General features: G+C 61.9%; 10 protein-coding genes and 1 pseudogene. 3 read left to right on the top strand and 8 right to left on the bottom strand.

Annotated features, from left to right (window positions below; translation table 11 throughout):
* The 4 genes and pseudogenes from JJ869_RS17515 to JJ869_RS17500 form a co-directional block, all read right to left on the bottom strand.
* A pseudogene (locus JJ869_RS17515) lies at positions 1-245 on the bottom strand (ribosome maturation factor RimP); the annotation flags it as partial.
* A 164-nt stretch (positions 246-409) separates the two neighbouring features.
* Positions 410-4,492 carry a translocation/assembly module TamB domain-containing protein gene (locus tag JJ869_RS17510; protein ID WP_292269014.1) on the bottom strand — a complete coding sequence of 1,361 codons (4,083 nt, stop codon included), beginning with the start codon at positions 4,490-4,492 and terminating at the stop codon, positions 410-412.
* A 1-nt stretch (position 4,493) separates the two neighbouring features.
* Positions 4,494-6,284 (bottom strand): autotransporter assembly complex family protein, encoded by a 1,791-nt coding sequence (locus JJ869_RS17505; RefSeq protein ID WP_292269012.1) that lies wholly within the window; start codon positions 6,282-6,284, stop codon positions 4,494-4,496.
* A gap of 193 nt (positions 6,285-6,477) precedes the next feature.
* Entirely contained in the window at positions 6,478-6,987 is a 510-nt protein-coding gene (locus JJ869_RS17500; protein ID WP_292269011.1) for a hypothetical protein, read from the bottom strand.
* A gap of 189 nt (positions 6,988-7,176) precedes the next feature.
* On the opposite strand from JJ869_RS17500, the gene JJ869_RS17495 reads away from it, so the two are divergent.
* Together JJ869_RS17495 and JJ869_RS17490 are read left to right on the top strand one after the other, a co-directional pair.
* A complete protein-coding gene (locus JJ869_RS17495) occupies positions 7,177-7,461 on the top strand; it encodes a hypothetical protein (RefSeq protein ID WP_292269010.1) in 285 nt (94 codons plus the stop codon).
* Entirely contained in the window at positions 7,433-8,137 is a 705-nt protein-coding gene (locus JJ869_RS17490) for a hypothetical protein (RefSeq protein WP_292269009.1), read from the top strand. Before JJ869_RS17495 ends, JJ869_RS17490 begins: the two co-directional genes overlap by 29 nt.
* 342 nt (positions 8,138-8,479) lie before the next feature.
* Here the strand turns inward: JJ869_RS17490 and JJ869_RS17485 are convergent, their stop codons facing one another.
* The 4 genes from JJ869_RS17485 to rbfA all read right to left on the bottom strand — a co-directional run bounded on the left by JJ869_RS17485 (position 8,480) and on the right by rbfA (position 11,799).
* Entirely contained in the window at positions 8,480-9,262 is a 783-nt protein-coding gene (locus tag JJ869_RS17485; protein WP_292269006.1) for a 3'(2'),5'-bisphosphate nucleotidase CysQ, read from the bottom strand.
* Positions 9,249-10,595 (bottom strand): TldD/PmbA family protein, encoded by a 1,347-nt coding sequence (locus JJ869_RS17480; RefSeq protein WP_292269004.1) that lies wholly within the window; start codon positions 10,593-10,595, stop codon positions 9,249-9,251. Before JJ869_RS17480 ends, JJ869_RS17485 begins: the two co-directional genes overlap by 14 nt.
* A 66-nt stretch (positions 10,596-10,661) precedes the next feature.
* Positions 10,662-11,363, bottom strand: a complete 702-nt coding sequence (locus JJ869_RS17475) for a phosphodiester glycosidase family protein (protein ID WP_292269015.1) — start codon at positions 11,361-11,363, stop codon at positions 10,662-10,664.
* Between the two features lie 40 nt (positions 11,364-11,403).
* Positions 11,404-11,799: a 30S ribosome-binding factor RbfA gene (gene rbfA / locus JJ869_RS17470; protein WP_292269002.1), complete on the bottom strand. Its 396-nt coding sequence runs from the start codon at positions 11,797-11,799 to the stop codon at positions 11,404-11,406.
* An 84-nt stretch (positions 11,800-11,883) separates the two neighbouring features.
* Here rbfA and dapB point away from each other — a divergent pair, with 84 nt between their 5' ends.
* Entirely contained in the window at positions 11,884-12,618 is a 735-nt protein-coding gene (gene dapB, locus JJ869_RS17465; RefSeq protein WP_292269000.1) for a 4-hydroxy-tetrahydrodipicolinate reductase, read from the top strand.
* The last annotated feature ends 138 nt before the right edge of the window (positions 12,619-12,756 follow it).

The raw sequence follows: 12,756 nt of genomic DNA, 5'->3' as shown, positions 1-12,756 counted from the left end.
TCCCGCGTGTAGGTGTCAAGGATCGGGTCTTCGACATCCAGCGTCGCGCTCACAGCGGTGCTGATGGCGGCGCATTCGTCGACTTCAATTCCGCCTTCGGGGCGCTCGGCCATGATTTGCAACGTGGGCGACTTGCCGCTCATCAAACGGATGCGCACCAGTTCGAACCCCATGTCCTCGATGACAGGGGAAACGATCTCGGCCAGACGTCGGTCCATCGCGGCTTTGGCGATCAGGTCAGACATTGTCTCGTAGGTCTCCAGACACAAAAAAACGGGCGCGCGGCCCGTTGAAGAATTCGGTGGGTGCCGACTTTCGTCAACACGCCGCTGTTGAGCTGCATATACGGAGTGTGATCCGAGTCTGCAAGGCCTTTCGTGCGTTGCCTTCAGGACGGTGTCAGCCCGGCTCAGTAATCCCGTTCAAAGAAGATCCCGAGCGACGAATTCCCGGTATTGTCCACGCTTCCGCGTGCGGTGATGTCGGATGTCACATCAAGGTTCAGATTGATCTCGGCCCGTCCACCGCTTTCCACAACCACGTCGGAATAGACATTGTCGGAAATGTATTTGCCAGCCCGCACCGCGGTTCCGCCATCCTCGGTCTGGCTGACATCCAGATCGTCCAGCCCGAATCCGTCCCGCAGCCTCGACAGGATGCCGATCCCGCGACGCCCCGCCAAGGTGGCAACCGCATTGGCCAGTTCCAGAGCCTGCAAAGCCGACAGGTTCGACAGATTGCGCCCAAACAAAAGCTGCGCCAGCACTTCGTCTTCCGGCAGTTCCGGTGTCGACGAGAACGAGATGTCCGGCGACGACGCAGGCCCGTCCAGAATGACTCGCACGGTGATCCCGTTTGCGTTTGTCGCCGCAACAAAGCGCAGAACCGGGTTGAAACTGCCGCTCAATTGAATGCGGCCTTCGTCAAGTGTGAACCGCTGGTTCAGAATATCCAGCCGCCCGCGCACCAATTCGAACCCGCCTTGCGGAATGATGTCCGATGTCGGCCCGGTCAGCCGCAATTGCCCCGCCAATTCCGCATCTAGCCCGCGTCCGCGCACGAACACCTGTCCCGGTGCGGTCAGCGTCAGGTCCAGCCGCGTGCTCGACGGTCCTCGCTGCTCGGCGGTGGCTGTCTCCTGCGCCAATGAGATCCCGGCCCGGTCCAGCGTCCGCATCACCGGGCGTGTCGCCCCCAGATGCTCGATGGGCGGTATGTCAGACAGCGCCGACACACCGGTCGAAGGCACCTGGATTTCGGTCTCGTTCAGCCGCAGATCGCCGCTCACCAGAAGGTTCCGCCCAATCGGTCCGTTCAGAGAAACGGTACCATCGATGCTCGTGTCGTAAAGATCGGGGTCGCGGATGCCAAACCGGTTGAGCGTCGCGGTGATGGCCGCATCGAACGTGCTCAACCCCAGCCGTCCCGCGACGTCCACCGATCCACCATGGTTGCCCTGCCCTGTCAGCCCCAATTGCGCCGCGCCATTCCCAAGCTGGATCTGCCCCGTGATCGGCGACAGCACGATCCCCAGCGTTGGCGCGCTGAATTCCGCGTCTGCGGGTGTGATCGTGCCCGACAAGCTGGACAGGGCCAGTGGGCCGGACATCTGCAAATTCAGATCGGCACGTCCGTTCAGACGTCTTGGCGCGATAAACACATTGGCAAGGCCCAGTGGCGCAGAACCCGCAATGCTCAGATTGGCCTGATTGGCCGAACCTACACGCCCATCAACGGCCAATGTGGTGCCCCCCGGACCAGCCAGATCGACATCCACGAGATACCCGCCATTTTGCTGGCCAACGGTCCCGTCAACCACCAGCGCACCCTGAAAATCCGGCGCGATCAGCCCGACATTCGCCAGCCGCGCGTCGATCTGCAAACCGCTCAAGGGCCCGCTGACCCGCGCGTTGATCTCGGGGTTCTGCACATCCGCCGACACCTGTTGTAAGGCGCCATTCGCGCCCGTCGCGCCAACCTCGAACCGTGTCACGCCAGCCAGAAGGCGATCCACGATATCGTTTCCGATGCCCAGCCCAGCCCCTTCGCCGCGCGCGGTCACATCATACGCGCCGCCATCTGCATAGGTGCCGGTCACGTCAATCGTCGCCCGCCCGCGCAGGGATTGCCCGGCAAGCCCCGACAGCGGCGCAAGACTGTCCGCGAGCAATGATACGGCAAACTGTGCATTTGGCGCGCTCAGCGTCTGGGTCACCATCGCCGATCCGGTGGCATCAATCGCCCCGGTGCTCAGGCTGAACGCCTGCACCGTCAGGCGCTCGGTCGCCTGTTCCCACTCAAGCCGGGTTGTCACGGTCGGGGTGCGCCCCACTGCCTGCGCAAACCGCGCATCGCTCAATTGCAGCGCTGTGCCCGCCAGCCGCAAATCACCCCCGGCGGACACCAGACCACCGGACTCCGTCTGTCTGATCGCGCCTTCGCCGGTCAGTGCCAGCGCGTCTGCCGACCCTTGCGGCGTATCCAGATCGCGCACCGCAACATCCGCTGTCCATCGGCCATTCGGCCCGCCGGTTGCCGCCAGATCAACCGTCCCCGACTCCAACGTCAGCCCACCCGCAAACGGCAGCCGCACCGCGGCACTCTGGTTCGACAGATCCGCCGTCACCTCCAGATTGCGCAGGGTTGTTCCGGCAAGGATGACCCGCCCGTTCAGCTTGGCCGATCCCGCGGCTTCGCCGGGATAAACCCGGTCCAGATTGCGCAGCGTGCCGTCAAACCGCATCGAGGTATCCTGGCTGGTGATCTTGCCGTTCGCCTCGAAATCGATCGCCGGCTTCACCACTCGCACCGACCGAAGTGTCGTGCCGGTTTCATCCCGCCGCGCGTCGACCCGAACCGATCCAACCCCGGCCAAAAGCCGGTCCACCATGTCCTCACCGACGGACAGATCAAGCGTTGTGCCATCGACCGCCAAGTCGAAGATGCCGGAAATCGGCCCGACCCGACCGTCGACAGCCACTTCGACACGCCCCGCCAGATCTCGCCCGGCCAAGGCGGAGAACCGCGTGATATTCTCGGCCACCAACCGCATATCAAGGCTCAACGGCATCACCTCGCTGAAACTCCAGCTTGCGGTTCCGTTCAGCCCGTAATTTTCACCGTTGACCTCAAGCCCGGTCAACCGCACAGGCTGACCGCTGCGGTAGTCCACGCGCGCACCCCCGGTCAGGTCGGTGCCCACCGCCTCGGCCAAAGCCGGATCGGTCAGCGTCAGTGTGTCGGCGATAAAGGTCAGGTCCAGACCGAACTCCCCGCCCTGCTGCGCAAAGCTTTGCCGGTCGATCTGCCCGCGCCCGGTGATCGTGACCGTGTCCAGTGTTGCATCCGGGCTTTCAAAAGCCTCAAGCCGTGCATCGAAGGTCAGATCGCCATCCAGCGCCGCATCAAAAGTGACCGACCCAACCCGCGTGTCGCCCCCGCCAAACGGCAGAACCACAGGCCCGCCGTTCGGATTGGCGATCCGCCCCTCCGCATCCAGCGCTTCAAGCCATCCGCTCGCGGAAATCACGGCGCTCCCGGTCAAGGACAGCGCATCCGCCGTCAGCGCAAATTCCGGCAGATCCGTCCGGCCCGACGCGTCCCGCATCACCCGCGCCTGCAAGCCGATATCGGTGCCAAAGAATGCGCGGGTTTCCTCGGTAAGCAGCGGTGTCGGATCCCCTCCAATGTCGACCACCACATCCAACGTGCCCGTTTCTTCCGGCGCTAGGATTTCCACTCTCCCGGTGATCCGCGGCTGACCGTCTGTCGCCAGCGCAATATCGGCGGCAAAATCGTCAACCAACCCCTCGCCCTGAACCGTCAACGCCACCGATGGCGCACCCGGAATGCCCAGCAGCGTGGCGGCAAGCCCGCCCGCCGCCTCTTCGGCAGTCAGATCAACGGCCAGTTGCCGCGACGACGGATCATAGCTCGCCGCCAGCGCAATCTGCGACTGCTTGCCATCGACGCGTTCCAGGTTGAGATCAAAATCCGCCCCACCATCGGCCAGCTCGGCCGCCCCGGTGATCGTGAATTCAGCCGCCTCTCCCAAAAGCGGCGCACCCAGTTGCAAAGATCCCACCTCGAACCGCGCGATCCGCACTTCGACCGGCAAATCCGGAATACGGAACGGTTCCGCCTCGGCGCTGGGTAATTCCTCCCCGGCATCCGGCGCACGCGACACGACGACACTCTGAGCGGTAAATGACGTGACATCCACAATGCCTCGCAGCAACGCGGCCCGCCGCCAGTCCAGCACGATGTTTTCGGCCCGGAACCACTCGCCCTGATCGTCCGCGATCACCAGCGACGCAATCGTCGCCTCGCTCGACAACGCGCCCTCAAATCCCCGGATGCGCACATCTCGTCCCGCCCCCGACAGCGCGTCCTGCAACAGCCCGGCCAAATAACCGGGATCGTCATCGCTGTTCTGTGCAAAGCTGACCAGCGGCCAGAACAGAAACACGAGGAGGGTCGCGAAAAAACGCATATCAGAACGCCTGACCAATGCCGATGTAGATCTCGTAATCCTTGCCTGCACCGTCCCCGGTCACCGGTGTCGCGATATCCACGCGAATAGGACCGATCCCCGTGTTGTAGCGCAGGCCTATGCCAGCCCCCGCATGCCAATCGCTATCTCCGGCAAAGCCGCTGTCTTCGGTGATCATGCCCGCGTCGTAAAACCCGACCAGCCCGATATTGTCGCGCACCATGGCGCGCAATTCGGCAGAGATGGCGGCAAAGCTTTGACCCCCGGTGAACTCATCATTCGGCAGCGTCACGCCCAGCGATTGATAGGGCACCCCGCGCACCGTGCCTCCGCCACCCGAGTAGAACAGGTAATCCGGCACCGTATCCTCAAGGCTCGGCCCCCAAACCGATCCAATCTGCGCCCGGCCCGCCAACACGAACCGATCATCCGCGCCAAGTCCGAAATAGGCCCGTGCGTCCGAGGTAAACCGCAGCCCGCTTTCGGTCTCGTCCAGTCCAAGAAACGGCGTACCTGTCGCAGCCAGATAGAACCCGCTGCTGGGGTTCAACGCGTCGTTCCGCGTGTCATAGGTCGCGCCAAAAGTGGCAAGCAACAACTGGAATTCCCGGTCGCCAAAGGCGTCTTCGGTATCGAGGTATCTGTAGCCCAATCCGAACGAGGCGGTCAGTTGGTCCGAGAACCGATGCGACAACCCCGCGATCAGACCCGCCTGGTTGCTTGTGAAGCCCGGTTCGTTCAACCGCTCGATCCCGGCAGTCAGGTAAAATTCGGTGTCCGGCGTAAACGTGGCAGGCCGCCCATAGGTCAGCGTCAGCGCATAATCCATTTCGTCGGCATCGGTGCCGATCCCCGACACCTCCCCTTCGATGCGCAGCCGTTCCGCGCCCTGAAACAGGTTGCGATGCAGCCACAACGCGCTGAGCTTGCCGCCCTCCTGCGTCGACACTTCCGCACCAAAGCCGAACCGCCGGGGCTTCTGCTCGGCGACCTGCACCGCAAGATCCAGCGTCCCGTCCGTGTTTGGCGTTTCTGCCTCGGACACAGCAACCGAGCTGAACACACCGGTCTGGCGCAAACGGCGCTCTGCGTCGGCAATCTCCTGTGGATCGAACACTTCGCCCTGCGGCAACCCTGCAATCTCGCGGATGCGCGTGCGGCGCACCCTGTCATTGCCGGTCACTTCAATATCGCCGAACCGCAATTGCGGCCCCGGCGCAACACGCAACTGTGCATCCAGTTCGCGGTTCGGGTGATCTGCAACGATCTGCTGTTCGGCCAGCCGCGCTTTGGCGTGGCCGACATTGCGCCAGCCGGTCACACCGGCGCTGACCGCGTCCCGGATCGCAGCCGTGCCCGCGCGCTCTCCGGCCCTGAACTCCGGCGGCAGCTCCGTTCCTTCGGCCAACGGGGCGATCTCTGCGCGGCCAAAACGAAACCGGGGCCCGGGCTCGACGTCAATCACGATTGTGTCGATGGAACCCGGCGCTTCGAAAGGTGATATGTCCGATGCCTCGCGCCCGTCGATCCGGATCGACACCACCGGAGAGAAGCGCCCACCGGCGTAAAGCGCGGCGACGATCCGTCCGTAATCCGCCTGCGCCGCTGCGACCAAAGCCTGGGGCGTGGCTTCGTCGGCATCCACCAAAGCGAACAGCGACATCGCATCTTTCAGCTCGCTGCGCAGGTCATCGCTGCCGCCCGGAATGTTAAGATCCAGGTTTTGGGCCGCGCCGAAACCCGGAGCGCCCGCCAACACGGCGCACAACATCGTGCGTTTCAGTCGGCTCATGTGCCCTAAACCTCGTTTTTTGCCTCACCCACGCATAACAGATCAACGACTCACCCTGCAAACGAGTTCCATTGAGCAGTCATCACAATCACGGCAGACCGTCCTGCAACCGAAAAAGCACGCACGGCGTGGGGTCGCCATGCGTGCCAGGTGCGGGAACCAAGGACCACAGTTCCCGCCGATCCGACGCGTTTCAGTACCGCGTCAGTGTGTATCCACGGTGCCGCAGACAGGGCAGCGCATAAGCCGTGGTTTCGCCACGACGGGTTTCGACAGTCATCCGGCACGCCTTTGGCAGGGACCGCGTGCTGACATTGTTGCGCTCAAGGCAGCGGCTCATCACCACCCGGCGCACATGCCCGCCTTCGATCTGCCGGACGCAGCTCGCGGGAAGCACATCGTCATACCGCTTCTTCACATCGCGCGGCACCACTTTCGGAAATGGCCTGTCATTGGAATAGACCGGCGGGTTCGACACATGAGGGCGGTGGTCTGGCGTATAGTGGCGAACGTCTTTGACGGACTTGTCCTTGCGGTCGTCGTCGCGGGAATTCTGGATCGCCTTGCCGATGATGAAGATCGTGGCGGCACCGGCTAGCAACTTGGCAATGTCCTCTTCCGAGGCGGCGCGGGCCGGCACGGCAGACACGGCGGCGATTGTTGTCGAAATGGCCAGAACGGCTGCGATGAATTTGCGTGACATGGTGCGGGTTCCTTTCCCTGTCGGTTAAGCCGGAGGTGGCGTGGTCTGGGGCAGGGCCCTTGTGTGGGCCTGCTGCCTCTGTCACCCATCTCGGACGGCCCTCCGAAGTCAGGCAATATCGCTCCTCGGCTATCCGATAACCGCGCGGTCGTTATTGAATTTCGCCGGTCTTGGTCGCAGGGTGACGCCATGAAACACACGCTTCCCCTTCTGCTCCTCGCCGCGCTTTGCATGCCCGCCGCCGCACAGGCCGCGTGTTATGCCGATTACAAGGCGAAACAGGATGCACCCCTCCGGCTGCACTACGGTGTGGCCGAGATCACCGAACCCTGCACCCCCGACTCCGCGCAGGAGCAATTGCAGACCCGACTTGCGCAGGCGGGCTGGACGCTGCTCAATGTGGTGTCTGTGTTTGATGAAACCGGGTTGGCGGAAAGGAAAGACAGTGCCGGACCAAATTACCTCCGCTACTGACGCGCGCCGCTCGGGCACCCGCCTCGTGGCCATCGGCATCAGCGTGATCGTCGCGCTCCTTGTGGTGGCGGGCGTGTTTCTTGTGCTGACGCTTCCCGACGCCAATGCGTTCAATTCCCGCGTGGAACAAATCTTTATCGAAAACGACGACCTCACATCTCAGGCCGAGGTCAAGCTGCTCGAAATCCTCGCCCAGTCCGGCACAGCTTTTTCCGACACGCTGGCGGGATACCGCACGACCATCTTCGTGCTGCTCGTGTTCGCCACAGCCATGCTGATCGCGGCCCTCGTGTTTTTGGTGATGCTTGTCCTCCTCAATCGCCGCATGGCGCAGATCGAACGGTCGGGCATTCAGGTCAATTCGCTCATCATCAGCCGCGAGGAAAACACCGTTTATCTGAACACAATGGGGTTCAAGCTGACCGACGCGATGATCGAAACCATCTCGATTCTCGCCGAGGCGCGGCTGGATGACGAATTGCTGTCTGGCGCGCAGATCGAAGCGATCATCTCGGGCCGGTCCGAGGTCGATTGTGACGAGGCTGCTGGAGCCACCCGTATCAAGCGCTTGCGGGACGGCTTGGGCAACCAGTTGGTCAGCGAATTGCTCATCAAGAACATCGCCCGTCGCGGGTACATGCTCGCCATCGACAAAGATGTGATCGAGGTTCTGTGACCTGCCTCTCGTACCGGGGTTAATCTTCGGGTAACCGACCATTGGGCTGCTCGCTCCAAATCCGTCCTGTCGCTCCGTCCTGCCGTTCCGATCCGAGCCCTCAGCTTCGGCCACGACTTGGACACCTGGGAACTTTCGACGGCGACGCGAACACCAACATTTCAAATTGTCCAACCGCACGGATGAACCGTAAGGTTCATGGGCACTTTCCGTACGGTTCCGTCCGCATACGGTTCGCTGCGGCCTGCGAGGTCCACGAAACACCAAATCCAGTGGTCCAGCCACGCCTCACCCCAATCGAACCGTACGACAGATACCCGTGAACCGTACGGAGCGCTTTTCTCAGCTGGTGTAGACAAGCTGCTCCGCGATCTGCCCGTGCAATTCCGCACCCGCGCCAATGACACCTGCGGTTTGCGGTATCGCGTTGTTAAAGCGCAGAAAATCACCTTTGCGATCCGTCACAGTCGCCCCGGCTTCGGACAGGATCAGCGCCCCTGCCGCAATGTCCCATTCCCAGCTTGGCCGAAACGTCAACATCGCATCATACCGCCCTTGTGCCACCAGACACAGGCGATAGGCGAGTGAGGGACGATGCGACCGGGTAAAGCCGGGAACGTCCTGACGCCAGTGCTGCGGGTCCATGTTCGGCTTGGTCGCCAGAATGCGAGCAGCGTGAATATCACTGATATCAGAAACACTTAGCCGTTCTCCGTTGCAGAACGCACCCTGCGCTCTGGAAGCGGAATACAGCAAATCCATTTCCGGAAGGTAAACCACACCCTGCGTGACGAGACCCTGATCGACGACCGCCAGCGAATGCGCCCAGGTTGTTTCGCCATTGACGAAACTCCGCGTCCCATCAATCGGATCAACAATAAACACCCGTTCCTTGCCCAATCGATCTGGCGTGTCGTGGGTCTCTTCGCTCAGCCAGCCATAGTCGGGCCGCGCCGCTGTCAACGCCTCAAGCAGGGCCTTGTCGACGGCGAAATCGGCCTGCGTCACGGGCCCGGCATCGTCCGCTTTATGCTGAACTTCCAATCCCTTAGCCTTGTGGTAAAGGGCGATCTCGCCCGCTTGGCGCGCAGCGTCGATCAGAAGGTCAAGGTCACTCTCCGGCAAGCGTCAGACCTTCCACCAGCAAGGACGGCACCACCCGGCTCAGCCACGGGCGGGCATCGTTGGCGGGCGTCACAGTCCTGAGCATCTCGATCAGGTTCCCCGCGATCGTCACGCCGCTGACCGGATAGGCGACCTCACCGTTCTCCACCCAGAATCCTGCAGCGCCACGCGAATAATCCCCGGTGTTCGGGTTGATGGTCGACCCGATCATCGAGGTCACCACAAGCCCCGTTCCCATATCTGCAATGAGCCCCGCACGGTCTTTAACCCCTTGAGAAAGCGCAACATTCGATACGCTGGGCGATGGACCTCCGGTTGTGCCGCGCGACGCGTTCGCGGTGGACTCCAAGCCCAGTTTCCGCGCTGTTGCCAGATCCAGTGTCCACGTGGTCAGAACGCCATCCTTCACGATGTCCCGTTTCTGTGTCGCCAGTCCTTCAGCATCGAACGGCCGTGATCCGCCGACCCGAACGCGATGGGGGTCTTCCGTCAGGCTAAGTCCTTTTGGCAGAATCTCTTTTCCCATCAGATCCAAGGCCCAGGACGACCGTCGCGCAATCGCGGCGCCGTTGATCGCCATCAGCAGATGCCCGATCAACGAAGAGGAAATCCGTTCATCGAACAGCACCGGATACGCCCCCGTTTTGGGCTTGCGCGGGTTCATCCGTTCCAACGTCCGCTCGGCTGCGGTCTTGCCGATCTCGGCAGGTGACCTCAGATCGCTTTGGAAAATCCGCTGATCCCCGTCGTAATCCCGCTCCATCCCGGTTCCCGTACCAGCGATCGCAACGCAGGATGTGGACCGCGATGAGCGCTGATAGCCGCCGGAAAATCCATTGCTTGCAGCAAGATAGACTTCTTGCGACCCATAGTCCGCCGAGGAAGAGGAGACCTGCGTTATGCCGTCCACCGCCAACGCCGCAGCCTCTGCATCGCGCGCGTCCTGTTCCAGTTCGGCTGGGGACGGTTCAGGTGTTGGATCGTACAATTCAAGCCAATCGGATGCCCGGTTATCCGCCAACTGATCTGCGTCCGCCAACCCCACATAGGGGTCTTCCGGCGCTTCCCGCGCCATGGCCACGGCGCGCTCTGCCATCATCGCAAGACTGTCCGCCCGCACATCCGAGGACGACACATTGGCCACCCGTTGACCGACAAGAACCCGAAGCCCGATATCCGTGGACTCAGACCGTTCCGCCTGTTCCAGAACGCCACAGCGCACGTCGATAGAGATCGAATTGCCCCGGACGGCCAGAACATCAGCGGCATCGGCCCCGGCCTCTTTGGCGCGCTGCAACAGGCTGTGCGTCAGGTCATCAAGCGAGTTGGTCATGGGGTCTCCGATACCAAGTGTCGTGCCGCAGAGAGGTAGAGCGGCCCGCGTACCACCGCAACCCTGCTAACGGTCAAGCGGAGCCACCACGCCCACAATCGGCCCAAGCCAGCGCCCGAAATCCGACCGGTTCAGTTGCGGGGCATGCAGACGCGACACGCTGCCATCAAGGAACAGCGCGTTTGGCAGGTCAAGGTCATCGCGGAAGATGCGGCCAAATTCGTGAAACGTAACCGACTGATCGGAAATGACAAAAACAACCCGAGTGCCATCTTCGGAGGTGCCCACCCCATTGCGGATATAGCGCGAGTCGCTGTCTTCAAGGAACCTTGGGTGCAGGTCGCCGTCTATGACGAGCATCGGGCCCGACTGCGTAGCATAGCGGCAATTCGGGCGCTCCGCCTCGTAGGCGAGGGTTTCGATCACATCAGCGCGTCCATCGCCGATGCAGAAGATGCCATTGGGCAGCAACCCGAAATTGCCCGGTCCCGCATTGGGGATCACCCGCATGATTTCGGTACCGTCCTCGACATAATGCCCAACGGGAGAGCGGTCGTCGTGATACATTCCGGCGTTCATGCCGAAGGTCAGCGTCTTGCCTTGCTCGGCTAATGCACCGTCGATTGTCGAAAATTGTCCGTATTTCTCACCCGACGGGGCGTTGAGGAACAGCCGAAGGTCATCGACGCGCGGATCAACTTCGCAAGCGGTGTACCTCAGCCCGTCAAACACGCGTTCCGCGCAGGTGACGTCCGCCTGTACGGCCAAACCAGACAGGGCAAAAAGACCACAGGCCGCAAGCGTGGTCTTAGCTTTCGATGTCACGACGCACATTATCCTGCTCGAACATGCGGCGGGTGTCGTCCAGTCGATCAAACGTATCATCCAGTTTGAACCGCAGCTCGGGCGAGAATTTCAGCGTGAGGTTCTTTGAAACCGCGCGGCGCAATTCGCCGCGATTGCGGTTCAGAAGCTCCAGAATGTCGTCCTGACCCTTGCCACCCAGCGGCACCACATAGGCCGTTGCCACACGCAGATCAGGCGACGTGCGCACCTCGCCCACGGTGATGGAGTAGCGGTTCAGGTCGGGATCGTGAATATCTCCGCGTGCAAGCACATCGGACAATGTGCGCCGGATCAATTCACCCACACGCAGCTGACGCTGGCTGGGTCCCTCAGAGATGTGAGTTCGGTTTTTTGCCATATCCGGCACATAAGCGGTCTGGCGGCCTTTGCCAAGCAGAGGGTCAACCGCTATTGAGGCGGAAATCCACTTGCGGAGAATATCATGAGCGAAGAAATCGGGGTCGTCGTGACCGGAGTGTCCGGGCGCATGGGGCAGATGCTTGTCACCGAGATCGCCAAACATCCCCGGATGCACCTTGCCGGGGCGATAGAACGCGCAGGTCATGATTGGCTTGGCAAGGACGTGGGGACCGCGATGGGTGGCGCTGCCATGGGTGTGATGGTTACGGATGATCCTCTCGATTGTTTTGCCCGAGCGCAGGCAGTGATCGACTTTACGGCGCCAGCAGCGACAGTGGCCTTTGCCGAATTGGCGGCGCAGGCGCGTGCGGTGCATGTGATCGGAACCACCGGGCTGTCGGATGACGATCTGACCAAGATCAAGGCCGCCGCGCGTCATGCGGTTGTTGTGCGCGCGGGCAACATGAGCCTTGGCGTCAACCTGCTCACCGTGTTGACGCGCAAGGTCGCTGCGGCGCTGGACGAGGACTACGACATCGAGGTGATCGAATATCACCACAACCAGAAGGTCGATGCGCCTTCCGGCACCGCTCTGATGCTGGGCGAAGCGGCAGCCGAAGGACGCGGCGTTGATCTGCGCGATGTGTCCGACCGCGGGCGGGATGGTATGACCGGGGCGCGCAAGCGGGGCGATATCGGCTTCAGCGCCATTCGGGGTGGCGACATCGTTGGCGAACATGACGTACTTTTTGCCGCCGCAGGCGAAAGGATCATCCTGCGCCACGTTGCCAGCGACCGTGCGCTGTTTGCGCGATAGGCGATGCAACTTAAGATGGTGTTTCGGGAACTGGATAAATTTTTACGAACTCGGCGTCGGACGTCAGAAAAGGTTGCCCTGATCTTCCGGCGTGGTCTTGCCGGGGGAGCTTTTCCGCGACCTGGTCTTCTTCGCTTT

Origin of the sequence: Marivita sp. (genome assembly GCF_017643905.1) — a bacterium.
Lineage (GTDB): Bacteria > Pseudomonadota > Alphaproteobacteria > Rhodobacterales > Rhodobacteraceae > Marivita.
This window is presented reverse-complemented; position numbering and strand designations above follow the sequence as displayed.

Coding starts and splice junctions, on each gene's coding strand:
- JJ869_RS17510 (WP_292269014.1), bottom strand. CDS start 4,492: ATGCGTTTTTTCGCGACCCTCCTCGTGTTTCTGTTCTGGCCGCTGGTC.
- JJ869_RS17480 (WP_292269004.1), bottom strand. CDS start 10,595: ATGACCAACTCGCTTGATGACCTGACGCACAGCCTGTTGCAGCGCGCC.
- JJ869_RS17500 (WP_292269011.1), bottom strand. CDS start 6,987: ATGTCACGCAAATTCATCGCAGCCGTTCTGGCCATTTCGACAACAATC.
- JJ869_RS17495 (WP_292269010.1), top strand. CDS start 7,177: ATGAAACACACGCTTCCCCTTCTGCTCCTCGCCGCGCTTTGCATGCCC.
- rbfA (WP_292269002.1), bottom strand. CDS start 11,799: ATGGCAAAAAACCGAACTCACATCTCTGAGGGACCCAGCCAGCGTCAG.
- dapB (WP_292269000.1), top strand. CDS start 11,884: ATGAGCGAAGAAATCGGGGTCGTCGTGACCGGAGTGTCCGGGCGCATG.
- JJ869_RS17505 (WP_292269012.1), bottom strand. CDS start 6,284: ATGAGCCGACTGAAACGCACGATGTTGTGCGCCGTGTTGGCGGGCGCT.